At 36.7% G+C, this 26,831-nt stretch carries 27 protein-coding genes and 5 pseudogenes; 26 read left to right on the top strand and 6 right to left on the bottom strand.

Annotated features, from left to right (window positions below):
• The first annotated feature begins 63 nt into the window (after positions 1-63).
• The 15 genes and pseudogenes from licT (at position 64) to DS031_RS15910 (ending at position 12,836) form a co-directional block, all read left to right on the top strand.
• Entirely contained in the window at positions 64-894 is an 831-nt protein-coding gene (gene licT, locus DS031_RS15980; RefSeq protein ID WP_113807066.1) for a BglG family transcription antiterminator LicT, read from the top strand.
• A gap of 209 nt (positions 895-1,103) precedes the next feature.
• Positions 1,104-2,951, top strand: a complete 1,848-nt coding sequence (locus tag DS031_RS15975; RefSeq protein WP_113807065.1) for a beta-glucoside-specific PTS transporter subunit IIABC — start codon at positions 1,104-1,106, stop codon at positions 2,949-2,951.
• An 82-nt stretch (positions 2,952-3,033) separates the two neighbouring features.
• Complete coding sequence (locus DS031_RS15970; protein WP_113807064.1) at positions 3,034-4,476, top strand: glycoside hydrolase family 1 protein; 1,443 nt, start codon at positions 3,034-3,036, stop codon at positions 4,474-4,476.
• Positions 4,477-4,919: 443 nt separating this feature from the next.
• Positions 4,920-5,180 carry a metal-sensitive transcriptional regulator gene (locus DS031_RS15965; RefSeq protein ID WP_113807063.1) on the top strand — a complete coding sequence of 87 codons (261 nt, stop codon included), beginning with the start codon at positions 4,920-4,922 and terminating at the stop codon, positions 5,178-5,180.
• An 83-nt stretch (positions 5,181-5,263) separates the two neighbouring features.
• Positions 5,264-5,491, top strand: coding sequence for a sulfurtransferase TusA family protein (locus tag DS031_RS15960; RefSeq protein ID WP_113807062.1), 228 nt, complete (start codon positions 5,264-5,266; stop codon positions 5,489-5,491).
• Between the two features lie 82 nt (positions 5,492-5,573).
• A complete protein-coding gene (locus tag DS031_RS15955) occupies positions 5,574-6,056 on the top strand; it encodes a DsrE/DsrF/DrsH-like family protein (protein WP_113807061.1) in 483 nt (160 codons plus the stop codon).
• Between the two features lie 44 nt (positions 6,057-6,100).
• A complete protein-coding gene (locus DS031_RS15950; RefSeq protein ID WP_113807060.1) occupies positions 6,101-6,460 on the top strand; it encodes a rhodanese-like domain-containing protein in 360 nt (119 codons plus the stop codon).
• A 20-nt stretch (positions 6,461-6,480) separates the two neighbouring features.
• Positions 6,481-6,777, top strand: a complete 297-nt coding sequence (locus DS031_RS15945; protein ID WP_113807059.1) for a rhodanese-like domain-containing protein — start codon at positions 6,481-6,483, stop codon at positions 6,775-6,777.
• A 61-nt stretch (positions 6,778-6,838) separates the two neighbouring features.
• Positions 6,839-7,402, top strand: a complete 564-nt coding sequence (locus DS031_RS15940; RefSeq protein WP_113807058.1) for a sulfurtransferase TusA family protein — start codon at positions 6,839-6,841, stop codon at positions 7,400-7,402.
• Positions 7,403-7,435: 33 nt separating this feature from the next.
• Positions 7,436-8,570: pseudogene (locus tag DS031_RS15935) on the top strand (MBL fold metallo-hydrolase).
• 46 nt (positions 8,571-8,616) lie between these two features.
• Positions 8,617-8,844, top strand: a complete 228-nt coding sequence (locus DS031_RS15930) for a sulfurtransferase TusA family protein (protein WP_113807056.1) — start codon at positions 8,617-8,619, stop codon at positions 8,842-8,844.
• A 61-nt stretch (positions 8,845-8,905) separates the two neighbouring features.
• A complete protein-coding gene (locus tag DS031_RS15925; RefSeq protein ID WP_113807055.1) occupies positions 8,906-9,688 on the top strand; it encodes a sulfite exporter TauE/SafE family protein in 783 nt (260 codons plus the stop codon).
• Positions 9,689-9,830: 142 nt separating this feature from the next.
• Positions 9,831-10,883, top strand: a complete 1,053-nt coding sequence (gene desA / locus DS031_RS15920; RefSeq protein ID WP_113807054.1) for a Delta(5) desaturase DesA — start codon at positions 9,831-9,833, stop codon at positions 10,881-10,883.
• A 220-nt stretch (positions 10,884-11,103) separates the two neighbouring features.
• Positions 11,104-12,225 (top strand): sensor histidine kinase, encoded by a 1,122-nt coding sequence (locus DS031_RS15915; RefSeq protein ID WP_113807053.1) that lies wholly within the window; start codon positions 11,104-11,106, stop codon positions 12,223-12,225.
• Between the two features lie 11 nt (positions 12,226-12,236).
• A complete protein-coding gene (locus DS031_RS15910) occupies positions 12,237-12,836 on the top strand; it encodes a response regulator transcription factor (RefSeq protein ID WP_113807052.1) in 600 nt (199 codons plus the stop codon).
• Positions 12,837-13,061: 225 nt separating this feature from the next.
• Here the strand turns inward: DS031_RS15910 and DS031_RS24705 are convergent, their stop codons facing one another.
• Together DS031_RS24705 and DS031_RS15900 are read right to left on the bottom strand one after the other, a co-directional pair.
• Entirely contained in the window at positions 13,062-13,337 is a 276-nt protein-coding gene (locus DS031_RS24705; protein WP_425451977.1) for a helix-turn-helix domain-containing protein, read from the bottom strand.
• A gap of 29 nt (positions 13,338-13,366) precedes the next feature.
• Positions 13,367-14,347 carry an aldo/keto reductase gene (locus tag DS031_RS15900; RefSeq protein WP_113807050.1) on the bottom strand — a complete coding sequence of 327 codons (981 nt, stop codon included), beginning with the start codon at positions 14,345-14,347 and terminating at the stop codon, positions 13,367-13,369.
• Positions 14,348-14,533: 186 nt separating this feature from the next.
• On the opposite strand from DS031_RS15900, the gene DS031_RS15895 reads away from it, so the two are divergent.
• Positions 14,534-15,451 carry an AraC family transcriptional regulator gene (locus DS031_RS15895; RefSeq protein WP_113807049.1) on the top strand — a complete coding sequence of 306 codons (918 nt, stop codon included), beginning with the start codon at positions 14,534-14,536 and terminating at the stop codon, positions 15,449-15,451.
• Between the two features lie 89 nt (positions 15,452-15,540).
• Here the strand turns inward: DS031_RS15895 and DS031_RS15890 are convergent, their stop codons facing one another.
• Entirely contained in the window at positions 15,541-16,929 is a 1,389-nt protein-coding gene (locus tag DS031_RS15890) for an aminotransferase-like domain-containing protein (RefSeq protein WP_113807048.1), read from the bottom strand.
• Positions 16,930-17,162: 233 nt separating this feature from the next.
• Here DS031_RS15890 and azlC point away from each other — a divergent pair, with 233 nt between their 5' ends.
• From azlC to DS031_RS15865, 5 genes and pseudogenes are all read left to right on the top strand, one after another.
• Complete coding sequence (gene azlC, locus DS031_RS15885) at positions 17,163-17,873, top strand: azaleucine resistance protein AzlC (RefSeq protein ID WP_113807080.1); 711 nt, start codon at positions 17,163-17,165, stop codon at positions 17,871-17,873.
• Positions 17,870-18,205, top strand: coding sequence for a branched-chain amino acid transporter permease (locus DS031_RS15880; protein WP_113807047.1), 336 nt, complete (start codon positions 17,870-17,872; stop codon positions 18,203-18,205). Before azlC ends, DS031_RS15880 begins: the two co-directional genes overlap by 4 nt.
• A gap of 39 nt (positions 18,206-18,244) precedes the next feature.
• Positions 18,245-18,474 (top strand): annotated as a pseudogene (locus tag DS031_RS15875) (SAM-dependent methyltransferase); the annotation flags it as partial.
• Between the two features lie 345 nt (positions 18,475-18,819).
• Positions 18,820-18,894 (top strand): annotated as a pseudogene (locus DS031_RS24765) (transposase); the annotation flags it as partial.
• 324 nt (positions 18,895-19,218) lie between these two features.
• Positions 19,219-19,502: pseudogene (locus DS031_RS15865) on the top strand (HU family DNA-binding protein).
• Between the two features lie 80 nt (positions 19,503-19,582).
• On the opposite strand, the gene DS031_RS15860 reads toward DS031_RS15865, so the two are convergent.
• Entirely contained in the window at positions 19,583-20,671 is a 1,089-nt protein-coding gene (locus tag DS031_RS15860; protein WP_113807046.1) for an AbrB family transcriptional regulator, read from the bottom strand.
• 225 nt (positions 20,672-20,896) lie between these two features.
• Between DS031_RS15860 and DS031_RS24220 the strand changes: the two genes are divergently transcribed.
• From DS031_RS24220 to DS031_RS24695, 3 genes and pseudogenes are all read left to right on the top strand, one after another.
• Positions 20,897-21,214 carry a helix-turn-helix domain-containing protein gene (locus DS031_RS24220; protein ID WP_245947472.1) on the top strand — a complete coding sequence of 106 codons (318 nt, stop codon included), beginning with the start codon at positions 20,897-20,899 and terminating at the stop codon, positions 21,212-21,214.
• On the top strand, positions 21,156-21,293 hold the full coding sequence (locus tag DS031_RS24700) for a helix-turn-helix domain-containing protein (protein WP_425451976.1): 138 nt from the start codon (positions 21,156-21,158) through the stop codon (positions 21,291-21,293). Before DS031_RS24220 ends, DS031_RS24700 begins: the two co-directional genes overlap by 59 nt.
• A gap of 118 nt (positions 21,294-21,411) precedes the next feature.
• Positions 21,412-21,591 (top strand): annotated as a pseudogene (locus DS031_RS24695) (transposase); the annotation flags it as partial.
• 262 nt (positions 21,592-21,853) lie between these two features.
• On the opposite strand, the gene DS031_RS15845 reads toward DS031_RS24695, so the two are convergent.
• Entirely contained in the window at positions 21,854-23,170 is a 1,317-nt protein-coding gene (locus DS031_RS15845; protein ID WP_113807045.1) for a CitMHS family transporter, read from the bottom strand.
• Between the two features lie 685 nt (positions 23,171-23,855).
• Between DS031_RS15845 and DS031_RS15840 the strand changes: the two genes are divergently transcribed.
• A complete protein-coding gene (locus tag DS031_RS15840; RefSeq protein WP_113807044.1) occupies positions 23,856-25,220 on the top strand; it encodes an acyclic terpene utilization AtuA family protein in 1,365 nt (454 codons plus the stop codon).
• Positions 25,220-25,570 carry a DUF4387 domain-containing protein gene (locus DS031_RS15835; protein ID WP_245947470.1) on the top strand — a complete coding sequence of 117 codons (351 nt, stop codon included), beginning with the start codon at positions 25,220-25,222 and terminating at the stop codon, positions 25,568-25,570. The genes DS031_RS15840 and DS031_RS15835 overlap by 1 nt, the downstream gene beginning before the upstream one ends.
• Positions 25,571-25,887: 317 nt before the next feature.
• Here the strand turns inward: DS031_RS15835 and DS031_RS15830 are convergent, their stop codons facing one another.
• Positions 25,888-26,745, bottom strand: coding sequence for a LysR family transcriptional regulator (locus tag DS031_RS15830; RefSeq protein WP_113807043.1), 858 nt, complete (start codon positions 26,743-26,745; stop codon positions 25,888-25,890).
• Between the last annotated feature and the right edge of the window lie 86 nt (positions 26,746-26,831).

Below are 26,831 nucleotides of genomic sequence, written 5' to 3'. Positions count from 1 at the left end.
GCAAAACCGATTACCTGTTTTAGTAAGGTATGGTTTTGTCTTTTTGTCGTCGGAGGTGAAAAAGTGAAGATTGTCAAAATATTAAACAACAACGTTATTATCTCGGTAAAAGACGATCAAGAGGTAATCGTCATGGGGCGCGGTATTGCATTTAATAAACGCGCTGGTGATGAGATCAACGAAGAACAAATCGAGAAGGTCTTCACTTTGGAAGACGAAGATATTACAAAAAAGTTTAAAACATTAATCGCAGATATTCCAATTGAATACATGGAACTATCAGAAAAAATTATTCATTACGCTAAAATCCAGCTTGGAAAGAAGCTTAATGACAGTATTTATATTTCGTTAACCGATCATATTCATTTTGCGATCGAGCGTTTCAATAATAATTTACCAATAAAAAATGGATTGCTTTGGGAAACAAAACACCTCTATAAAGAGGAGTTTGAAATTGGGATCGAAGCATTAAATATGATTTGTGATCAGTTTAATGTGATTTTGCCTGAGGATGAAGCAGCCTTTATAGCGCTTCATATTGTAAATGCTCAGTTTAATGAAGATATGACAAATACGATCGATATGACGAAGGTTATTCAAGATATTTTAACAATTGTTAAGTATCATTTTAAAATGGAATTTGATGAAAACTCTTTAAATTATTATCGATTTATTACCCATTTAAAGTTTTTTGCGCATAGATTAGTAAAGGGAACTCATTATAATAACGATGATGAGGATGATCTTTTAAACGTCATTAAAAATAAGTACCCTGAGGCTTATAAATGCTCGGAAAAGATTAGAAAATTCGTTGAAAAACAATATCGATACGAATTAACTGATGAAGAAATCCTTTATTTAACGATTCATATTGAACGAGTCGTCAAAAAATAAAATAAACACATTCTTTTTTAGGATTGTTACTTACGAGGCAAAACCTAAATTGAACTTTCGTAATAGAAAGTTTCAATTTAGGTTTTTTTCTTTGAAAGGGGTGATGCCTAATCGTTTTGAGAGAGAAAGCAAATACTCTTGCTGAGATGAAATATATAGTGATGATTTATTAAATAAGTATGTTAACAACATAAAGAGGAGGAAAAACAATGAGTTATCAAGCATTAGCAAAAGATATTATAAAAAACGTTGGTGGAGAAGAAAATGTTTCAAGTTTAGTTCATTGTGCAACTCGATTAAGATTTACATTAAAAGATGCGAACAAAGCAAACAAACAGGCACTTGAAGGACTAGATGGTGTGTTAAGTGTGGTGCAGGGCGGAGGTCAATATCAAGTTGTTATTGGCTCGCATGTTTCGGATGTTTTTAAAGAAATAACAGACAGTGCGAATATTGGTAGTAACGCTAATTCTTCTAATGAGTCAAAGGGATCGATTACTTCACAAGTTTTTGATGTGATTTCCCGAAGCTTTTCACCGCTGTTGGGAGCGCTTGCAGGAGCCGGGATGTTAAAGGCACTATTAACAGTGCTGACAATGGTAGGATGGTTATCTGCAGAAAGCGGAACGTACTTAATTTTAGCTGCTGCCGGAAATGCTGTTTTCTTCTTTCTCCCGATTTTCTTAGGCATTACGCTTGCGATTAGACTTGGAGCAAATGCGTATGTAGGCGGGGCAATTGGGGCAGCGCTGCTTGAGCCAAATTTAACAGGTTTAATTGAAGGAGGAGCTTCCTCATTTTTAGGAATTCCGGCCATCATCGTCGATTATTCGTCAACTGTTTTCCCTGTTTTTATCGCAGTATGTATGTATGCGGTATTTGAAAAAATGATTAAAAAAGTGATTCACAAAGATTTACAAATGTTTTTAGTTCCAATGCTTTCATTAATTGTTATTGTTCCTTTAACCGTTTTAATTTTTGGTCCCTTTGGAGTATACGTAGGAAATGCCATTGGTGGAGCTATTTCATTCCTTGCTGAACGAAGCGGTCTTCTTACTGGAGCTGTTATGGGTGCGGGTTGGACGTTTTTAACGCTGTTAGGCTTGCACTGGGGAGTTGTTCCGATCATTATTCAAAACCTTGGTGCTGGAGGAGACCCACTTTCGTCAATGCTTTCGGGTGCGGTGTTTGCACAAATCGGGGTAGCAGTTGGTTTTATTCTAAGAGCCAAAGATAAAAAACTGAAAGCGTTAGCTGTTTCGACGATGCTGCCTGGCGCATTAGCAGGTGTCACAGAACCAATTCTTTACGGTCTAATTCTTCGTTATCGAAAAACACTTATATATGTTATTGGAGCAGGAGCGATTGGTGGAGCGATTAATGGTGCGTTTGGATCAAAAGCGATGGTGTTTGCTTTCCCGAGCTTTTTATCGATCCCGGCATTCTCACCAATGGTTCAGCACGCAGTCGGGGTTTTAACAGCGTTCTTATTAGCACTAATCGTTACGGCTGTATTTGGATTTGAAACGAAAGCAAAGCAGGAACAACAAACTGATTCGGTAGCTGCTGGAGAGCCGTTAGTTGGAACTAAGCAGCTTACAAAAAAGGAAAACGTCGTAAGTCCAATCTCCGGGGAAGTGAAAGCGTTAAGTGACGTAAACGATGCGGCCTTTTCATCAGAAGCGCTGGGAAAAGGAATTGCCATTGAACCTTCTGTCGGTGAAGTTGTATCACCAGTGGATGGCGTGATTTCAGCTGTGTTTCCAACAGGACATGCAATTGGGATCACATCAAATGACGGTGCTGAAATTTTAATTCATATTGGCATTAATACCGTGCAGTTAAACGGTAAGCATTTTACGCCGCTTGTAAAACAAGGCGATACAGTGAAACAAGGCGATCATTTAGTGAATTTTGAGCTGGAGAAAATTAAAGAAGCCGGCTTTGAAGTGACAACTCCTGTGATTATTACGAATACGGATCGTTACCTTGAAATTGTAGAAGCTGATAAAAAGAGCGTTCAAGCAAATGAAAATTTATTAACGCTTGTTGTTTAAAAGGATATGAAAGGGGATAAGGCGATTGTTTTTATTTTTCCCCTTTTAAAAATATAAAAAATAAACTATAGGAGGAATACAGATGACTGTTGTAAATAAACAATTTCCAGAAGGATTTTTATGGGGAGGAGCTACGGCTGCCAATCAGTTGGAAGGTGGATTTCATGAGGGAAACAAAGGATTAAATATTGCCGATGTTCTTCCAGGAGGAAAAGAAAGATTAAGAGTATTAAAAGAGCCGGGTTTTAACTTTGAAATTGATAGAGAAAAATATACTTATCCAAATCATGAAGCAATCGATTTCTATCACCGTTACAAAGAAGATATTGCGCTATTTGCGGAAATGGGCTTTAAAGTATACCGCATGTCGATTGCGTGGACGCGTATCTTCCCGAATGGTAATGAATTAGAAGCAAATGAAGAGGGACTCTCTTTCTACGACCGTGTCTTTGATGAATTACACAAGCATGGCATCGAACCGGTTGTCACGATTTCCCACTATGAAATGCCTATAAACCTTGTGAAGGAATATGGCGGTTGGAGAAGCCGTGAAGTGATTGGTTTCTTTGAACGCTATGTAAATGCCATCTTCAATCGTTACAAAGATAAAGTGAAATATTGGATGACGTTCAATGAAATCAACAGTGCCTTACATTTCCCGATTATGAGTATGGGATTCTCGATTGAAAAGGAAGAAAATAAGTACCAAGAGATTTTCCAAGCATTCCACCATCAATTCGTCGCAAGCAGTATTGCCGTAAAAGCATGTCATGAAATCATTCCAGGTGCACAAATTGGCTGTATGATTCTCTCTGCACCAGTCTATTCGTATGATTGCAACCCGGAAAACGTAATGTACGCCCTGCAGGAACAGCAATTGTTCAATTATTTCTGCGGAGATATGCATGTGCGCGGTAAATACCCTGCGTTTATTAAGCGCTTTTTTAAAGAACATAACGTTACGCTTGATATTCAAGAAGGAGATCTTGAGTTAATTAAGGAACATACAGTGGATTACATGGCCCTTAGTTACTATATGTCTCTTACACAGAAAAAAGATAAAACGGGTCTAGAAGCGACTCCTGGAAACCTTCTCGAAGGAGTAAAAAATCCATTCTTAAAAGCAAGTGACTGGGGATGGGAAATTGATCCGATAGGTTTACGCATCACGTTAAATCAACTGTATGATCGTTATGAAGTACCCCTTTTCGTTGTGGAAAATGGTTTAGGAGCTTATGATAAGGTTGAGGAAGATGGCTCGATTAACGATGATTACCGTATTGACTATTTACGCAGTCACATTGAAGCAATGGGTGAAGCGGTTGAAGATGGTGTTGAACTAATGGGGTATACGCCTTGGGGCTGCATTGATTTAGTTAGTGCGTCAACAGGGGAAATGTCTAAACGCTATGGATTCATTTATGTTGATAAGCATGATGACGGAAGCGGGACAATGGAACGTAAGAAGAAGAAATCTTTTTATTGGTATAAAGATGTGATTGAAAGCAATGGAGAAAACCTGTAACAATCAAAAGGTTTTGAGGAAAAGATCTATTTCTGTTTTATGGAAATAGTATCAATAAAAAAGATGATCACTTTTGTAAATAATATCGCAAAAAGCGCAGTAAGAGATTACTCTTTTTCACCGCGCTTTTTGCTTTTTATTTTAAAACCTTTGCATCAAATCGTACCATTTAGTTTCTATACACTAGATTGGGGTATATGTAGGGAAACAAGTAAACACAAAAGTCCTTCAGTGGCTTTAGTACAGTTAATTTTAGGGACGGCCATTTGGATAAGTTTGAACCGTTAGAAGAGTTCAAATAAATGGATCTATTTTTATAAAAACTATAGCATTGACATGATACCTGTAGGGGTATATACTAAGGTTAGTCAAAGGTTCTAACCATTACATGAAGCGAAATTTCAGTAAGTGTGATTCAGTAGATGACAATAAGGAGGTCAGAAATGAAATACGATGCTCAAGTTAAAAACCGATTGAAGCGAGTCGAAGGTCAAATAAAGGGTATTTTAAGAATGATGGAAGAACAAAAAGATTGCAAAGATGTTATTACGCAATTATCCGCGAGCAGGACAGCCCTTGATCGTACAATGGGTGTTTTAGTTAGCTCGAATCTTATTGAATGTGTTCAAAAAGCGAGTGAAAATGGAGAAAAGAGTGATGAGTTAGTGAAAGAAGCTGTCAATTTACTCGTTAAAAGCCGTTAATAAAAGAAGATTGACATCCTTTTTTATTTAATATACTATATACCCATAGGGGTAATGGTGAACAAAGATGAGGAGGAATTAAGATGAACGCAGATAAAACTTTAGATGCAAAAGGTTTAGCATGTCCAATGCCGATCGTAAAAACAAAAAAGGCAATCAATGAATTGGAATCAGGTCAGGTTTTGGAAATTCATGCAACAGATAAAGGCGTAAAAAATGATCTCGCTGCATGGGCAAAATCAGGCGGGCATGAATTATTAAAAGATATAGAAGAAGATGACGTTTTAAAGTTTTGGATTAAAAAAGGCTAAAAAACTTTATAGCTAGGAGCAGTCTAAAAAAATTTAAACTTAAATATACCTATAGGGGTATTTGAGAGGAAGGGGATACAGCATGAGTCAACAAAAGAAAAAAACAACGATCGTTCTGTTTAGCGGAGATTATGATAAAGCAATGGCTGCATATATTATCGCAAACGGCGCAGCTGCATATGATCATGAAGTTACAATTTTTCATACATTTTGGGGATTAAATGCGTTAAGAAAAGATGCGCAGGTGCCGGTGAAAAAAGGCTTTTTAGAGAAAATGTTTGGGAAAATGATGCCGCGCGGCGCGGATAAGATGGGGCTTTCCAATATGAATTTTGCGGGCATAGGTCCAAAAATGATTAAACATGTGATGAAAAAGCATAACGCAATGCCGCTTCCAGAGCTTATTGAAATGGCGCAGGAACAGGACGTAAAATTAATAGCATGTACGATGACAATGGATCTTTTAGGTTTACAGAAAGAAGAATTAATTGACGGATTAGATTACGCTGGTGTTGCTGCTTATATTGGTGATGCGGAAGAAGGAAATATTAACTTATTTATTTAATGAATATAAAGAGGATGTTTCCTATATATGAAGGAGAGAATGAAATGGAGTATATGAATATTTTAATCCCAGCACTACTTTTTTTGTTTCTAGTGCAGCGTCTTCTTCCTACAAAAGGTATTAGGCAAATTACGACGAAAGAATTAAAAAATGAACTGAAAGATAACAATAAACAGTTTATTGATGTGCGAACACCAGGGGAGTATAAAGGTAACCATATTAAAAACTTTAAAAACATTCCACTCCATGAGCTTTCAAAAAAGGCAAACGAGCTTTCAAAAGAGAAAGAAGTGGTCGTCATTTGTCAAAGTGGAATGCGCAGCAATAAAGGAAGTAAGATATTAAAGAAGTTAGGCTTTAAGAACGTAACAAATGTAAAAGGCGGTATGAGCGCCTGGAATTAATACAATTGGAGGTATTCATAATGAAAGAAATAACACCAAAAGAAGTTGAAAATTTATTAAATGAAAACAAATCATTAAACCTTATTGACGTTCGTGAAGCAGAAGAAGTAAGAGAAGGAAAAGTTCCAACGGCTGTGAATATTCCGCTTGGATTATTAGAGTTTCGTATGAGTGAGTTAGATAAAAAGAAGGAATATATCCTTGTTTGCCGATCAGGAGGAAGAAGCGGTCGTGCTGTACAATTTCTAGAAAGCTATGGTTTTAACGTTATTAATATGACAGGCGGCATGCTTTCATGGGAAGGACAAACTGTATAAAATTTTTTGATTAGTCTTATACCTATAGGGGTATTAGTTAACTATATGGAGGATGATAAAAATGAATGATATTAAATCAGATTATGTAGTAGATGCAAAGGATTTAGCGTGTCCAATGCCGATTGTGCGTACAAAAAAGGCGATGAAGGATTTAGAGCCGGGTAAAGTGATGGAAGTGCAGGCAACAGATAAAGGCTCAACAGCAGACCTTGCCGCATGGGCAAAAAGTACAGGACATGATTATTTAGGTACTGTTGAAGAAGGTGATGTATTAAAGCATTACCTGCGTAAAGTAAGTGGAGAAGAAAAAGCCAAAAAGAAGCACCCACATGTAATAAACAACGAAGAATTACAAAATAAACTAAATGAAAATATTGTTGTGCTAGATGTTCGTGAAGAAGCAGAATTTGCGTTTAATCATATTTCAAACGCAAAATCGGTTCCACTTGGAGAACTTGAAAACCGTTTAAATGAACTCCATAAGGAAGACGAAATTTACGTTGTTTGCAAAACAGGAAACCGTAGTGATTTAGCAGCACAAACATTAACAGAAGCAGGCTTTAAAAATGTTGTAAATGTAGTACCAGGCATGAGCGAGTGGAAAGGTGAAACAGAGAAAAACTAATATTTTTTTAAATTCAAAAATACTATAGGGGGTATAAAATATGCCAGTAAAAACAATGACTGCAAAAGAAGTAACGAAAAAGGTCGTAAATCAAGAAAAATTATTTATTCTTGATGTTCGTAATGAAGAGGCATTTCGTGATTGGAAAATTGAAGGTGAAAATTTTAACTATTTAAATGTTCCTTATTTTGATCTGCTTGACGGTGTTGAAGAAATTCTCGATCAAATTCCAACAGGTCAAGATGTACTCGTTGTTTGTGCAAAAGAAGGATCATCTGTGATGGTTGCCGAGATGCTTTCAGAAGCTGGACGTTCCGTTTCTTATCTTAAAGGCGGGATGAAAGCGTGGAGTGAGTATTTAGAACCTGTAAAATTCAGCGATTTAAAAGACGGCGGCGAGTTGTATCAATTTGTTCGAATCGGAAAAGGCTGTCTCTCTTATATGGTTGTTTCAAATGGTGAAGCAGCAATTATCGATGCAGCACGTATGGCAGATGTATACATTGATTTTGCGAAAGAAAAAGGCGCAGAAATTAAGCATGTTTTTGATACACACTTACATGCTGATCATATTTCAGGAGGCCGTACAATTGCTGAAAAAACAGGGGCAGCATATTGGTTACCGCCAAAAGATGCTGTTGAAGTAACATTTAACTACAACAAATTAGAAGAAGGAAACGATGTAACGGTTGGAAATACAACAATCAATATCCACCCAATTTACTCACCAGGACATACGATCGGTTCCACATCGTTTGTTATTGAGAAAAAGTTCCTGCTTTCAGGAGACATTTTATTTATTGATTCAATCGGCCGTCCTGACTTAGCAGGTAAAGCGGAAGATTGGGTAGGTGACTTACGTGAAACGTTATACAAACGGTATAGAGAACTATCTGATCAGTTAATCGTTCTGCCGGCACACTTTATGATTATTGAAGAATTAAATGAAGACGGCTCTGTTTCAGAAAAATTAGGGACATTATTCTCGAAAAACCACGGCTTAAACATTGAAGATGAAGCAGAGTTTAGGAAGATTGTAACAGAAAACTTACCGCCGCAGCCAAACGCTTATCAAGAAATTCGTGAAACAAACATGGGGAATATTAGTCCGGATGAAGAAAAACAGCGCGAAATGGAAATTGGTCCAAACCGCTGTGCCGTACGATAAAAATCAATCACTAAAATCTTAAAACAATATAGGAGGAATTTTAACGATGAATGCGACAAAAGTATTAGATGCAAAAGGTTTAGCATGTCCAATGCCGATCGTAAAAACAAAGAAAACAATCAATGAATTAGAATCAGGTCAGGTGCTCGAGATTCACGCAACAGATAAAGGTGCAAAAAGTGATCTCACTGCATGGGCGAAATCAGGTGGTCATGAGCTTTTAAAAGATATAGAAGAAGATGGCGTTTTGAAGTTTTGGATTAAAAAAGGCTAATAAATAAAAAAGGGGAGCCGACTGGTTCCCTTTTTGAATCAAAAATATGGGGGTGCACATCATGGACATTACATTTATCATGACAATTTTTTTCATTGGATTTATCGGTTCATTCGTTTCGGGTATGGTCGGTATTGGCGGCTCGATTATTAAATATCCAATGCTCTTATACATTCCTCCTTTATTTGGCTTAGCGGCATTTAGTGCGCATGAAGTTTCAGGAATCAGCGCAATACAGGTGTTTTTTGCGACGATTGGCGGTGTGTGGGCATATCGTAAAGGTGGATACTTAAATAAGACGCTTATTATTTATATGGGAATTAGCATTCTCGCCGGAAGTTTTATTGGTGGATATGGCTCTAAATTAATGTCTGACGGGGCAGTCAATGTTGTGTATGGAATTTTAGCAGCGATTGCTGCAGTTATGATGTTTGTTCCAAAAAAAGGGAAAGACAATAGTTCTCCTGATAAAGTAACTTTTGATAAATGGTTAGCTGCTGTTTTAGCATTTATTGTAGGAATTGGCGCTGGAATTGTAGGAGCTGCAGGGGCGTTTATTCTTGTTCCAATTATGCTTGTCGTACTAAAAATTCCAACAAGAATGACAATTGCCTCTTCACTTGCGATTACATTTATTTCATCGATTGGTTCAACTGTTGGAAAAATCACCACAGGGCAGATTGAATACTTTCCAGCTGCCATCATGATCGTTGCAAGCTTACTTGCTTCTCCACTAGGAGCCAAAGCAGGACAAAAAATCAACACAAAAATTTTGCAGTGGATTTTAGCAGGATTAATTCTAGCATCAGCGATTAAAATATGGGTTGAGTTTTTAGGCCGTTAAAATATTAAAAAAGTAACAAATATGACAACTGTCATATTTGTTACTTGACGTTCATGACTTCTTTAGCTCATCAATTGCCTTTATTATAGAGTGGATTAGTTTTCTAATAGATGATGAAATAGGTTCTTTCAAGGGGGAAAACATGAGTACACAAAAATTAACTCACCTTAAAAAAAGCATTGCACCGTTTGAAAAATCGGATACTAAATCCAGTCTAAGACAAATAATGAATACGATTCCGCCTTTTTTCTTACTATGGTTTCTTGCGTACCAGAGCTTGTCGGTTTCTATCTGGTTAACCCTTGGATTTGCAGTTGCAGCAGCAGGGTTTGTCGTTCGGATTTTTATTATTTTCCATGATTGTTGTCATGGTTCGTTCTTTAAAAATAAAAAAGTAAATCATATACTGGGTACAATTACTGGCATCATTACAATGTTTCCTTATGAAAAATGGAAACGTGAGCATTCGATTCACCATGCAACAAGCAGTAATTTAGATAAGCGCGGCACCGGTGATGTATGGATCATGACTGTAGATGAATATGCGCAAGCATCGTTTAAAGAGCGGCTGTCCTATCGTCTTTATCGTAATCCGCTTATTATGTTTGGATTAGGTCCGGTCTACTTGTTTTTCATCACGAATCGTTTGAACCGTAAAGACGCAAGAAAGAAGGAAAGATTGAATACGTATGTGATTAATGTGTCGATTGTGGCTGTTTACGCATTATTAATCTGGGCAATCGGCTGGCAGGCTCTTCTGATCGTACAAGCACCGATACTTTTCGTATCAGGAGCACTTGGCATCTGGTTATTTTATGTACAGCATCAATTTGAAGATTCATATTTTGAAGATGAAGAACAGTGGGACTATGTAAAAGCTGCTGTAGACGGAAGTTCGTATTATAAACTTCCAAAAATCTTACAATGGGTGACAGGTAATATTGGTTATCATCATGTTCACCATTTAAGCCCAAGAGTTCCAAACTATAACTTGGAAAAAGTCCATGAATCTACACCTCCATTACAAAAAGCAACAACGATTACAATAGGTTCTAGTTTGAAATCTATTCGTTTCCGCTTATATGATGAGAACAGGAAAACGTTTGTAAGCTTTAAAGAAGTGAAGCATCTTCTTCGTCAGTCAAAGTCTGGTGTGCAGTTCAAGAATAGACAGACAAGCCTTCAAGGGAAATAAATCGTGATGCGAAAAAACCGTTCAACTTAGTATGAAAGAGCGTGTGCAAAAAGAGTCATGCAGCGGCTCTGCATGCTTCGAACCTGCTGTGGATCGATTTCTCACAGCAGGCTTTTTGCTGTTTATGTAAGGATTTTAGGACGAAATGATGGTTAACAGTATATGATAGTCGTTATACTATAATTGGTTTATAGCGAAATGAAACAGAGAGGAGAATAATATGCAAAGTTGGTATAATATTTTCCCGAAAAATAAGGGGCTCAGCATCTACGTATGGATCATTTTTTGTTTGCTGCCTTTCTATTTTATCTTTCGATCATCTTCAACGATAGAAATTATTTTAGGGATGATTTTGGTTTTGTTGTTTTTTGTTTCATACCGATTATCATTTGTTTCAAAAGGACGGCTTGTTTATTTATGGGTCGGGATTGAAATTGCGATTAGTATTGGGATGACCTTGTTTTACGGGTATGTTTATTTTGCTATTTTCTTAGCCTTTTTCATTGGAAACATTCAAAGTAAAATGGGTTTTTTTACGCTGTATGTCGTTCATCTTCTAACGACAATTATTGCGGTGAACTTAAGTTTTTTCACACAAAATGAATTGTTTTTTTCTCAATTTCCGTTTATTGTAATTTCTGTAATCGGTGTTATTCTGCTGCCGTTTAATACGTATAATCGAAACAAACGCGAAAAGCTTGAAGGACAGCTGGAGAAGGCAAATGAAAGAATTTTACAGCTGATGGTTATTGAAGAACGTCAGCGTATTGCTCGCGATCTGCATGACACGCTCGGTCAAAAATTGTCTCTTATTGGCTTGAAAAGTGATTTAGCCGGGAAATTAATAGATCGAAATCCTAGTTTGGCAAAAGCTGAAATGAATGATATAAACCAAACAGCAAGAACAGCATTAAAAGAAGTTCGTGAAATGGTGTCAGGTATGCGTGGCGTAAAGCTTGAGGATGAACTTCTTCATGTTCGGCAAATCTTAAAAGCAGCCCAAATGAAATTTACGTTCGAAGGAAGCACCGAGCTCAAACACACCCCATTATTAGTAGAAAATGTTGTGAGTATGTGTTTAAAAGAGGCTGTAACGAATGTTGTGAAACATAGTCAGGGAACCTCTTGTAAAGTCGTTATTCAGGAGTCGCCCGACGAATTACAAATCATCGTACAAGATAACGGGGTTGGTATTTCAGATGAACTTGATTTTTCCAAAGGCAGTGGCCTTCGGGGGATTAGAGAACGGTTGGAATTTGTGAATGGAAGTTTAGAGATTACAAAATTAGATGGAACGATTCTTGATATTCGAGTTCCGAATGTTATTCAGCAAACGAAATAGGAGGCGTTGACGTGATTCGAATTGTAATTGCCGAAGATCAGCGAATGCTGCTTGGAGCTCTTGGTTCTTTACTTGACTTGGAAGAAGATATGGAAGTTGTCGGTAAAGCGAGGAACGGGGAAGAAGCATTAGCATTAGTGAAAAAGCACAAGCCGGATATTTGTATTATGGATATTGAAATGCCTCTGAAAACTGGACTTGAGGCAGCAGAAGAATTGATCGACGAACCTTGTAAAGTGATTATCTTAACAACGTTTGCACGTGCAGGATATTTTGAACGTGCGCGAAAAGCAGAAGTGAGCGGATATTTATTAAAAGACAGTCCGAGTGAGGAATTAGCGCAATCCATCCGCATCATCATGGATGGCCGACGTATTTATGCTCCTGAATTAGTTGATCTGGCATACGACAATGAAAATCCGCTCACGAAGCGCGAAATGGAGGTCATTGAATTAATTGCCGATGGAAAAAGTACCAATGAGATTGCCGATAAGCTTAACCTTACAAATGGTACTGTTCGAAATTATATTTCAATCATACTTGATAAATTAGATGTTGGTAACCGTATTGAGGCGATATCGAGATTTAAGGAAAAAGGTTGGTTTAAATGATGATAGCGGAAAGCCGCTTGTCGAGTTGACAAGCGGCTTTTTATTATAAGAGTGATAAGCATCACGGTTTCAATACAACTTTAATACAACCATCCTGTTTGTTATTAAAAATCGTATAACCGTGAGCAGCATCATATACTTAGCTGTTGTAAAGGAAATAAACAAGAATGAACAATAAACGTTAATTAAGTCAAACAATCCTTTCTAACATTTAGAGGACTTTCTTTAGATACTAAGATTTCGAAATTCAGTCGGAGTAAAGCCGACTTTTTTATAAAAAATATTAATAAAGCCTGAGCTGCTGCTGTAGCCTACTCGAAAGGCGATATCAGCTATCGAGAGGGATGTCGTTTTCAATAATAGCTTGGCAGTGTCGATTCTGTTTTTTGCCGCAAATTCGATTGGAGCGTAACCTGTTTCTGCTTTAAAAAGATGAGAAAAATAATAAGGACTTAAATTTACATAGCTGGCAATCTCTTTTAACGTAACTTGCCTGTCTATATTTTCTTTAATCTTTTATTTTCTTCTAATCACTTGAAACCCACAATCGGGTGCGGTACATACGGTTCTTCAAGTAACGCAATTTCTTCAGTTGTTAACTGAATTGATAAAGCATCTGCCGCATTTTCGAGGTGAGCTGTTTTTGAAGCACCGATAATCGGAGCGGTAACAGGATTTTTCTGAAGCAGCCAGGCAAGTGCGACTTGAACGCGGGGAACACCGCGTTTTTCGGCAATTTCCGCCACCCGTTCCACGATTAATCGATCGGCATTAGCCATTTTGTCATATTTAGATTTTTGAATTTGATCTGTTTCGGAACGATGCGTTGTTTCCGCCCAATCCCGCGTCAGTCTCCCGGATGCGAGCGGACTATATGGCGTTACTGCAATTTTTTCTTCCTGACAAAACGGCAGCATTTCCCGTTCTTCTTCTCGGTAAATAAGATTGTAATGATTTTGCATTGAGACAAACCGGGTCCAACCGTTTTTCTCCGCTGTATACAACGCCTTTTGAAACTGCCAGGCGTGCATGGCGGAAGCACCGATATATCTTGCCTTGCCTGCCTTTACCACATCATGAAGCGCCTCCATCGTTTCTTCAATCGGGGTATTGTAATCCCAGCGGTGGATAATGTAAAGATCGACATAATCGGTTTCAAGGCGTTTAAGACTTCTATCGATTTTACTCATTATTGCTTTTCGGGAAAGTCCTGAACGATTTGGACCTTCATTTACAGAGAAATACACCTTTGTTGCAAGGACAATTTCGTCGCGGTTTGCATAATCCTTTAGAGCGCGTCCAAGAAATTCTTCACTCGTTCCATCTGAATAGACATTTGCTGTATCAAAAAAATTGATTCCTAAATCGAGTGCTTTCTTAATAATCGGACGGCTGTTCTCCTCATTAAGAACCCACGGATGAACCCATCGTTCTGCTTCACCAAATCCCATACAGCCAAGACAAAGTCGTGATACATCCAATCCTGTATTGCCTAATTTAACATATTCCATTGAATTATTCCTCACTTTCAATTGTTTATAGAAGCTCTATACTTCTCATTATGCAGTAAATTAAGATGAAACCGTTATCTCATTTCTATCAAAAGATTGCCTAATCCTCTCACAACCACTTACGCAAGCTGCGAATATGAGATAAAATGAAACTATCAAATATGTAGGAATTAAGGAGAAGCAAATATGACTGGAAAAATACTTCAACAGCAGGAGGAACTTGCCGAACTTATTAAGCGTTATTCAGAAGAAGATGGTGTTCACGCGACTGCTGTTCCGTCTTTATTTTTTATCCGTGAATCGAATGTAACTGAACCGCTTTATGGGGTTTATAAGCCGTCTTTTTGCATGGTCGTTCAAGGGGGAAAAGATGTGATGCTTGGACAAGACCACTTTACGTATAAACCGGGTGATTACCTTGTTGCATCTGTTGGCCTGCCGGTAACCGGGCAAGTTATGAAAGCTTCTTTTGAAGTTCCTTATTTAGCTCTTAAACTTGAATTTACACCGAATCAAATCGTAGAGGTTTTAAATGCTTCTGAAACTCGAGTTCGCACGAAGGAACATTCTAAGCGGGGCATGTTCGTTAGCTCGATCGAAATTTCTTTGTTGGATGCGGTCCTAAGATTAGTTCGTCTGCTCGATCATCCTGAGGATATCCCGGTACTTGGACCTCTATTCACAAAGGAAATTCTCTATAGAGTACTGCAAGGTCAGCACGGGGCAGCGTTAGAACAAATTGCAATAGAAGGCAGTTATACGTATCGAATCAATGACATAATCGAACATATTATGAATAACTATGAAACGTCTTTTCGGATTGAGGAACTTGCAGAAATAGGAAATATGAGCGCTGCTTCACTTCACAGGCATTTTAAAGAGGTAACCGCGATGAGCCCGATTCAGTTTCAAAAAAAATTGAGGCTTCAGGAAGCAAGGCGTCTGTTATTAACAGAGTCTACAGATGCTGCTGATGCCGCATTCCGGGTAGGCTATGAAAGTCCGTCGCAGTTCAGTCGTGAATATTCCCGGATGTTTGGTTTGCCCCCTCGCGAAGATATAAAGCGGATGAGGGAGACGTATGGTCAGAAAATTAACGCCTGAAATCTCTGTTTAACAGGAACAAGAGCGAGAGCATCTATCTCTGTAAAAGAGGAAGATGCTCTTTCAAAATAGGGAGAATCCGCTATCGATTAGCTTAGATACTTCTTCAATATTTCTAATCCTATTTTTAGCTCGTCTAATGAGTTTGTCGAAGCAAGCGAGATGCGCAAGTGCTGCTCAGCGGCCGCTTGTCCGCTTAGAAAGCGATTGGAATGATAAACACGAACGCCATGATTTTTTAAGTCTTCTTCCAGCTGCCATGCGTCATTATACCCTTGAATCGGCAGCCAGCGATAAAAGCTGAGCGGATGGCCGACATTTTTTTTGCCAGGAAAATAGGTAAAATAAAGATCATTTGCTTTTTGTGTCAGCTGCTTTTTTTCAGCAACAATGTCATGCGCTTTTCCGGATAAAATAAGTTCAGTGATTACTTCTGCATCAAGCGAAGATGTTTTTACATTAATGTTAAAAATCGCTTTTAAAATTTTCTCCTGCAGTGCATCCCCATAAACGATATAAGCAACCCGTAACCCCGAACATAACGACTTAGAGGTACCGCAAATATAAACGCTCTGTTCCGGAAGTAAATTAAACATTGGCTGCTCGTAATCGGGCATTACCCCTGCTGTTAGAAAAGCATGAATATCATCTTCAATTAAAATTAAGCGGTGTTTACGGATGACCGCAGCTAATTCTCGCTTACGAAATTCTGGAATCATGACGGTAGTAGGATTGCTGCAGGAAGGCATGAGAAAAATGCCGTGAATATTAATTTTTGAACATTGCTTTTCCAGTTCATCCGGCCGCATTCCATATTCATCGCCGAGAATTGGCACTAATTGAATATGAAGTATTTTAGCAAGCTCAATAAAGTTAGAAAACGTGTATAAATCGGTGGCAATGCGGTTACCAGGTTCAAACAAAGCGGTTAAGGCAATTGTCAGCGCATTCTGTGTCCCGGAGACAATTGCAATATGTTCGTGATCTGTTTCAATTCCGAACGCTTCCATCCAGTTGAGAGCAGCCGTTTTGTGGTGCGGAATGCCGGTCGGATCGTTGTAATTTAAAAGCTGCTCTACATAATTTTTCGTGACAACCTTTTGAATCGTCTCTGTTACGAGTGCATTTGTCTGCTCAAAAGATGCGGCAAGACCAAAGTCAATGATGTTTGTTGTTTTATCGTTGGAAATAGTAATCGAGCGAGCGGCATTAGGAGCGACAAACGTTCCGCTTCCTGTTACCGCATAAATAAGTCCTTTTACTTCGCATATTTTGTAGGCACGGGTAATCGTTGTAAAGTTTAAATCAAGAAAATCAGCCAGTTCCCGCTGCGGCGGCAGCTTTGTTCCCGGTGCTAAAAAACCATGCCGAATATCTTCTTCAAGCAGGGAAGCGAGCGATTTATAAAAAGGGCGGGTTAACGCTTTTTTATCAGGTTTCCAAGACATTGGATAATGATCAAATGAATTTACGGGCATATTCCACCTCTATTAACATAATCCATACAAAGTGATTGCGTATTGTATGGATTATTGTAATTGTATGATATAAAAAGTTTTGCATACAAAAAGATCGGCAATTCGCTTTTATTTTAGCATGAGAGGTAATTTTTGAAAAATAAAGAGAATTGTAATCCATACAATTATTTTGTTCATTGTATGGATTTTTTGTGATAAAACTAAAGAAAGAAAAAGATCAGGATGTGAATGACATGAACGAAAGAAATGAAAAATGGATGGCCTTTCGTGCGGCTTTTCCATATACAGTTCCGATTATGACAGGGTTTATCTTTTTAGGAACGGCGTATGGAATTTTTATGAATTCATTAGGATTTGGAGCGATTTATCCGATTTTAATGAGTTTATTAATATTTGCAGGGTCAATGGAGTTTGTCGCAGCTAATTTACTGCTTACGGCATTTAGTCCGATTAATGCGCTGTTTCTTACATTAATGGTTAACGCAAGGCATTTATTTTACGGCCTTTCGATGCTTGATAAATATAAAGGAATCGGGAAGAAGAAGCTTTATATGATTTTCGGGCTTTGCGATGAATCTTTTTCAATTAATTGTACGGTGAATGTGCCAAAAGATGTCGACAAAGGCTGGTTTATGTTTTTTGTCACAATGTTAAATCACTGTTATTGGGTAATCGGTTCGGCAATTGGCGGGTTGTTCGGGTCTTATGTAACATTTAATACAGAAGGACTCGAATTTGTCATGACGGCATTATTTGTGGTGATTTTCATTGAGCAGTGGATGAAAGAGAAAAAGCATCACAGCGCTCTTGTTGGTCTTGGTGTGTCAGCGGTCAGTTTGCTCGTTTTTGGCGGTATGAATTTTATTATCCCGGCGATGCTTGCAATTCTCGGAATTTTGACTGTAATTAGAAAGCCAATCGAGAAAGTGGAGGTCTCAACATGACGATGACGATAACACAGCAAATGATTACGATTGCGATGGTTGTTTTAGGTACCATGATGACAAGATTTCTTCCCTTTCTCATTTTTCCGCCTGGTAAACGAACACCGGATTATGTACAGTATCTCGGTAAAGTACTGCCGTCTGCGGTAATCGGCCTTTTAGTGATTTATTGTTTTAAAGATGTTAGTTTAGTATCGGGAAATCATGGAATTCCGGAATTTATTGGTGCGGCAGCTGTTGTAGGGCTTCATTTTTGGAAGAGAAATATGCTTCTCTCGATAGCAGGGGGAACGATTGTATATATGAGTTTGGTGCAAATGGTTTTTTCATAACATGTTAGTTTTTTAAATTCATTTGGTGGGGTTAGGAAAACTACTATTTCAAAAGAAGCCCCACTGTTTAGAAAAGGAAAACAACTGGGTAAAGACTATTTCGAGATAATGGAAGGGGTAAAAATGTTTTTTATGATGCTGACTCGATCAAACAAGAGTGTGGAAAATATGGACTGATGGAATTTTCGAAAATTGTTGAGCCGCATAAGAATATGAAAAATAAACCTCCATTTAAATTTTTAATAGTAAAATGTCAAAAAGAACGATAATGACAATTGCATAAAAAATAAAAATAGTGAATTGTTAATGGATAAGGCTTATGTGTAACTTATTTACTAAAACTTTCAAGTGCTTACGCATTATTCTTAAAAACATACTAACATTAGTAGCACAGACCACGGCCATGGTTTGTGCTACTATTTTTTTATAGTAGAAGTGAAGGAAGGTCGAACAGCCCCTGGGACCATTTTAGAGTCCGTTTCAAAAACCGACCGACTTCACACCCTTATTTGAATCAGTTTAGTATGTTGGATCCATAGAGATCGTGTAAAAGAAAATGGAATCGATAAGGCACTGTGAAGACTTCTATGATTGGCAAAGAAGGAGAAACGAATATGAAACATGTTTTGGCATTTGATGTAAGTATGGGAAAGAGTATGATGGTCATCTATAATCACGATCGTCAATGTGAGTAGGAAGAAACACGTCAAAAAATGAGCATCTACCTCAAAATAGGGGGAATACGATAGTTATTATTATTAGTTTTGCCAGTTTGATAGATTTATATACATTTATTTTTAAAATTAAATAATCGTGTTGAACTTTGAAATTAAAGTAGTGGTTGTTATATAGAAAGTATCGTTCATTTCACCAGAAAGCGAATCTCTGCATGTCATCTAACCTAAAAGCAGGAGTTTACCGCCATTTTATCGAATCTTACCAAATGACAAATGGATAAAAGGTTTTTGCCGCTCTTATTTCTACATAAAATATAAAAAAATGAGATGTTTGATATGAATAAGACAGAATTAGTAAATGCTGTTGCTGAGAGATCAGAGTTAAGCAAAAAGGATGTTGCTAAAGCAGTAGGTGCATTGTTAGAAACAATCTCGAATACACTGTCTAAAGAGGAAAAAATTCAGCTAGTTGACGTTGGTACATTTCAGACACGTAAACGTGCAGCTCAGCTCGAAAAGGTCGTAATCCGGAAATAGGTGAAGAAATGAAAATTCCTGCTTCTAAGGGTCATTTCTTATTTCAGGATACACTTAAAGATCAAAAAATCTTTAGTTTTTGAAAAAATGAATCGTTAATATGAATTAGAATATGATAGCAAAAAAGTAAGTTCTGGTTTAGAGAAAAATAAGTAATGGAATTTTAAGTTTTATAAATATTATGTTGCTTTTTGGTCTTATTCTTTTTTATCCAATACTGTAAAAGAGGAAGAACAATAAACATAATAAAAAATAATCGAAATAATTGATAACCACTTACCACTGAAATATCTGCGTAAACAATTTTAGCTGTCACTACCATTTCTGCGATACCACCGGGAGCAGTACTTAAAAACGCAGTGGTAAGGCTCATTGGTATCCATATTGTTAAGAGAAAGGCAAGGGATAAGGAAAAAATAACCAATGCCAGACTACCTCCTATTGTATAAATTCCTAGACTTTTAACATTATTCAACATAAAGGGTTTTAATTGTAGGCCGATATGAACCCCTAGTGAAAGCTGCGAGATTAGAATAATAAAATCTGGCAAAGGAGGCGCTGGTATAATGAAGACTACAACAAAAGCAGTCATAATCAAAGGACCAGTGAGTGAACCTGCTGGTAGTTTCAGTACTTTTCCAAGATATACCCCCAGTAAAGATACCATAATAAATAAAGCATAATGCCACCATGAGATAATGAAATGCGAGTCGTGATGAGGCAATTGGGTATGGTGAACATTTTCGCCGATGCCATGGATAATTAAAAAAGGAACACTAAAAATAACAACTATTGCACGTATGGTTTGCATAAAAATAACAATTGTTTCATCTACTTCTTTTGTTTCTTCACTTAGAACCACTATCTGTGATAATCCACCAGGAATACTGCCAAATATACCATTTGCGACTCCAATGTTCGATTTCTTGATCATTAAGGATCCAATAAATAGGCTAAATATTACCGTTAGCATAGTAGTACCCATCATAAAGGGGAATTGTTCTAGTATTTGCCTGAGTGCCTCTTTATGAAAAGAAGAACCAATCATAAAACCTAAACAAACGAGAGCTAATTGTCGAAAATTAAACGGCCAATGTAGGACTCGTTTTGTAGTTAAGCGCCATATTAATATTGAGGTCACCGGTCCTAACATCCAGGGTAGAGGAAAATGAAGAACACTGAATAGGTAAGCTCCTGTAAATCCTATCACTGCAGATTCTACTGTTTTAAAAATATGATAGTTGTGTTTCAATTTATTTAACTCCTCTTTTTAATCAGCTATCCAACTCTATAAGTTCAATTTGATTTTTCATCACGTTTAAGTTGGATATAAAATCGTCAATACTGCTCCTAAGACAGTAAAATCAAAGGAGCGATTTAAATGAAACAACTACAAATTATAAATGATCACGGATGGACAATTGATGCGTTATGAGACTATGAACGAACATTAAAAGATGCGAGAAAACGAAACAAAGTGGCAGCCGTGCGTCTTGTCATAGAAGTCTATAAAGGAATCGACATTGCCAATCTGCTTAATCTTCATCGTCAATCGGTTTCAAAATATGTGCAAAACTTTAATGAAGGTGGAATCGATCAAGTCATTGAACGTCGTTACGCACCAGGAAAAACACCTTATCTCACATCAGAAGAAGAACAAACGTTAAAACAAATGATTCTTGAAAGTACACCTGTTCAAGAAGAACTGGGCATGGAATCGTACTGGGATTCACGATATGCTTCATCGGATGGGATTATGTTACACGCACCCAACCTATACATTGGCAAAAGTTGACCCGAAAAAACAGCGTGATTTTCTCAATCAGCTTGACATGATAAAAAAACTTTTCAGACGATATGATCTTACATTATGAAGATGAAAGTCATATTCGTGACTACCAAACGCCTTCATGCGACTTGGTTTGAGAAAGGAAAACAAAGGCATGTGCCAACTTATGGTCAACACACAAGAGTCAATCTTTTGCGACAGTTGACGCATTTACAGGTGACTTCTTTTGTACGCAAGCTGAACAGTGTAATGCCCGATCTTTTCAGTTATTTCTTAAACGAATTCTGGATCGTTATCCTAGTCAACATATTGTCATGGTTCTTGACAGTGCGAGAATTCATCATGCCCGTTTGATTCAACCATTGGAATTATTAACTACATAGTTATATAAAATTAAGAACCTTGCAAAGGTTATTATAAAAATTATCATTCAAACAGTATCAATAGAAAATGAAAATTCATCAATAAAGGAATATAGCGACTTAACTAATTAAATAAAAATTAATGCTTTTCAGAAAAACTTTATAGTTTGTTCTTTTTATAACAAAACGTTTAATCTCAATTGAAATTAAGCGTTTTTTCATACTTCTTACTTTTTTATTTCTTCTTTAATTTCTTTAAAAATTTGAGGATAGGAACCGATGATCAAAAAAGTGTAATAGCTCCAGTCAATAGGGCCACACCAGTAATTGCTAGTGAGCAAAGAATGGCCCATTTAAACGCATAACGCTGAAATTCCCCAATATCTATTTTAACCATTCCTACTAACAAAAGAGTCGATGCAACAAGTGGACTTAAAAGGTGTACAGGTTGTCCTAGAATTGAAGCTCTGGCAATTTCTAAAGGATCGACTCCATAAGCAGCTGCAGCTTCAGCAAGGATAGGTAAAACCCCAAAGTAATATGCATCATTTGATAAAGCGAATGTAAACGGCATACTAGTTAGTGCAACTACTAAAGGAAAAAAAGAGCCTAAAGAATCTGGAATAATTGAAATTAATGAATGTGCTAGTGCGTCTACCATTTTTGTTCCAGAGAAAATTCCTGTAAATATGCCAGCAGCAAATACTAAAGTCACAACAGTTAAAGCATTTCCGGAATGTGCCAGCATACGTTCTTTTTGTTTCTCTAAACTTGGATAGTTTATCATAGAAGAAAGAACAAAACCAATCAAAAATAAAATAGGAACAGGTAATATACCCATTACTAAGGTAATCATTATAGTAATGGTTAAAAGGAGATTAATCCATATTAAATTCGGACGTTTAATTTCTCCTTGTTGTTCATAAGTTATAGTTAATTCAGCAACAGCTAATGTCTCTTTAGATGGATACTTAATATCGGCAATACCAATTCGTTGCCGCTCTTTTTTTCCTAGAAAAAAAGCTGTAAGAATAACCCATGCTATTCCTCCAAGCATTGTTGGCAAAAGGGGGATAAAAAATTTACCGGCATCAAGACCTAAAGATGCTATAGCTCTTGTTGCTGGTCCTCCCCATGGTGTCATGCTGCTCATCACACTTAAAGAAAGCAAAGCAACAGTGGCAAGAATAAATGGATTCATATTTAATCTTTGATAAAGTGGAAGCATAGCCGAAATAGTAATCATGTAAGTAGTTGTGCCGTCCCCGTCTAAAGCCACAAGTAAAGCTAATATTGCCGTTCCTATAGCTATTTTAACTGGATCTCCTTTAACGATTTTTAATATTCTTTTAATGAGCGGATCAAATAATCCAGCATCTATCATAACTCCAAAAAATAATATAGCAAATAATAATAAAGCCGCTGTAGGTGCTACAACCCTTATTCCTTCGAGCATCATCTCACCAAGTTTTGCACCAAATCCCGCAATTATTCCAAAAAGAATAGGGATAAGAATTAGAGCATTAATTGGAGACATACGTTTTGACATTATTAAATAAATAAAAGATAGTACCATGGTTAGACCTAAAAAAGCAAGCATAGGAATATCCTCCTCTTTAAACATAGTACATTCAAATGAGTAAGTGAAATATATGTTTTTAATATTTTTTGATAAAAAATTTTTATAATTCAAAAAGTTTTTATCAAAAAATATTGAACAGGCTACCTATGATAAATAACCTACAATATTGAAATGATTTCTACAGAGCTTCCGTTATTAACTATAAACTGATACATCATTAAAAAATCTAATAAATGGCTAATATCATAATAAATTTTCCGATTCTCACATTATAACAATGGGAGTAGATCGATAAAAGATGAAATAAAAAATGCTCTCTATTTTGCTGCTATATCTGAAATTCGCCTTAGTCAAATCTTTTATAAGCTTTCTAATTATAATGAAAATAATAGTGTGATTTGCACTGTAAAAAAGGATTTGAGAAAAAGTGATCACTTTTTCTCAAATCCTTTTTTGTAAATTAACATAATGATATAAATTTTTTTTATTAATCTGATGAAAATATATATATTTTATTTATGTTTTTGGGTGTTATAAGATTAAAGACATGATAATGATTAGCTATTATTTATGAACACATCAACATCATTTATGTAAAAGAGTATTGTAAAGAAAGTCCTTTTTATATTTTTTACAGCATCATCGTAGTGATCGCAAATGTGGAATAGTTAGCAACATATCATGGGCAAAAGGGGTTAGGAATATGAAAGAGGAAATTAAAATTTTAACACCAGCAGGTATGCTTGGCTATGGCTTTCCTATTGATTTGTTCAAAAAAGGAGTAGAAATGAATCCTGATGTCATCGTTATTGATTCAGGTTCAACGGATAGTGGGCCACACAAGCTTGGTTTAGGATCCATGACATGCTCTCGTGAAGCGTATTACAAAGACATTTCCTGTATGCTTGAAGCAGGGTATGAAAAGAAAATTCCTATATTTATAAGTTCGGCTGGTGGTGACGGTACGAACGAACATGTTGATGCCTTTATTGACATCATTAAGGATATATCAAAGGAAAAGGGATATCATTTTAAAGTTGCTGCCATTTATAGTGATATAGAAAAGAATTATGTTGTGCAACAAATCGAAGGTGGTAAAGTGGCGCCGTGTGGGCCAGTAGAGCCTCTTAAACAAGAAGAAGCACTTGCTGCTACTAATATAGTTGCCCAAATGGGTGTAGAACCTTATTTAAAAGTATTAGAAGAGTGTGAAGACATCGATATTATCATATCTGGTCGTGCGTACGATCCCGTACCTTTTGCTGCTCTTGGAATAAAAGAAGGATTCAATCCAGGGTTATGCTGGCATATGGGAAAAGTAATGGAATGTGGGGCAATTTGTGCGGAACCAGCGGGTAAGAGCATAATGGGTACTCTTAGAAGAGATCATTTTGTGCTTGAACCGCTGAATCCAGTAGAAAAATGTACGGTTTACTCAGTATCAGCTCACACTCTTTATGAAAAAACTCACCCGTATATTCTTCCTGGTCCAGGTGGATTGTTAGACTTATCTGAAACGAAGTTTGAACAATTGACAGACCGTAGTGTCAAAGTATCAGGAAGTAAATTTATCCAATCTCCAACTTACACAGTAAAAATGGAGGGGGCTAAACGTATAGGATACAGATCAATTTACATTGCCGGTGTGAGGGATCCAATTCTTATTAAACAAATAGATAATGTTATGATGCATGTAGAACAAACAGTTCAAGAATATTTCTCAGATATTCCAACAGAAAGTTATCAAATGATTTTTCATCAGTTCGGTAAAAATGGGGTCATGCGTGAGTTAGAACCATTAAAGGATGCTGCACCACATGAACTTTGTATCATCTTAGAAGTATCTGCACCAACCCAGGAGGTGGCAACAGCTATTTGCAGCAGAGCTCGTACAGAAATGTTGCACTGCCCGTATGAAGGAAGAATGGCGACAGCAGGGAATATAGCGCTTCCTTTTACACCATTAGAAATACCGCTCGGAGAAGTTTGTAAGTTTAATGTGTATCATTTAATGGAAGTTGAAAACCCTACCGCTCTTTTTCCAATTAAATATGTGGAGGTATTATAATGGTACAAATGGTAACAGTAAAAGAAGAAACGGAATTGATAGCGTTAAAAGAGCTGGCAAAAATTATTCGCACTAAAAATGCAGGTCCTTTTGAAATAACAATGGATATCATTTTTAAAAGTGTTGAAGACTATGAAAGAGTAAAAGCAACAGGTGTCATTACAGAGGAACTTATTGCCGATCTATACAGCATTTCCGTAGAAGATATCATTGCATTCGTTTATTTCGATGCAGCGAACGCCGTCAAAGCAACGATTCCAAGACCTAGAGCTCAAGGTAGTATCGGAGAAACAGACATGCATGCAGCTCAGTATCATGCACCGTTGTTGGATATAATGATTCCGAGGTAAAATTAAATAAAGCATACGCAGAGCGTATCTAGTGCAGCCCTATAAAATTTAGACATACTAATACGGCTATTCTAAAAAAGAATGTGTATTAGTATGAAAAAATAAGCGGAATTTAAGTGAAAGCATTAGGAACTAGAAATTATTTTACATGTGGTGCCTTGGTATTTTGACATAAGCAAGAGACAAATTTCTAAAGCAGCCAAACGCTTTTTTGAAAAAGCGTTTGGCTGCTTTCTCATGTATCTATAAACGTGTCATCACAGTTGATAAGAATCTTGCTTATTCTATTATGCTGCAAATTGTGAATTATCTTATTCTTATTCCGCTACTTCTTTTAAAAAGTCTACAAATGCTTTTACAACTGATAATTCAAGGTAAGAATTACGATAGATCATCCATGTTGAACGAGTAATCGGTTTATTATTGGCATAAAGTTGTCTTATATTGTTAGGATCAACGTCTTGTAAACAAATGTCTGGGAAAACTCCGTACCCTAATCCATTTAACACCATTTCCTTGCACGTTTCAATACGGTCAACCTCCATCGAAACGAACGGTGGTACAGTATAGTTTTCATTCCACCATTGCTGAATTAAGCCTTTTAACGTTTGATCTGTCTCATAACTAATTTGCGGTAAGTTTGGTAAATCTTCCATTGCAGTTTCATTTTTCGAAACTAAGCAAAGAATATCATCTTTTAATAGGTATTTATGGTCATTCCATTGATAATTACCGCGAATAATACCGATGTGAACTTCCCCTTTATGAACCATTTGATGAATTTCACTACTCCATCCTGATCGTACATTAATTTCTATTTGTGGATATTTCTCATGAAATTTTCTTAATATTTTTGGAAGTTCATAGCGTGCATAAATAGTACAAACAGCAAGTCTTAGTGTACCGCTTACATTTTCATTCATATTTTCAATATATTCTTTCGTTTTTTGTGAGAGGTAAATCATTTCTTTTGCATATTTAACGAGATATTCTCCTTGGGATGTAAATTCAACACCACGTTTGCCTCTTGTAACAATCGTTGTGTTAAATTCCTTTTCAAGCTGCTTAAGCCGATATGTTAAAGCAGGTTGTGAAATATATAATTGTTCGGCCGCTTTTGTAATATTTCTTGTTTCATAGAGTATCTCTAACAGATGCCAATCTTTATTTTCCATCATTATCCTCCTTTATGTAATCTATAAAATTTTTTTATGATTTTTAATAAAATAACAATATTTTATTTATTAATATCATTATACTA

Origin of the sequence: Bacillus taeanensis, from assembly GCF_003318295.1 — a bacterium.
Classification (GTDB): Bacteria; Bacillota; Bacilli; order Bacillales; family UBA6769; genus Maribacillus; species Maribacillus taeanensis.
This window is presented reverse-complemented; position numbering and strand designations above follow the sequence as displayed.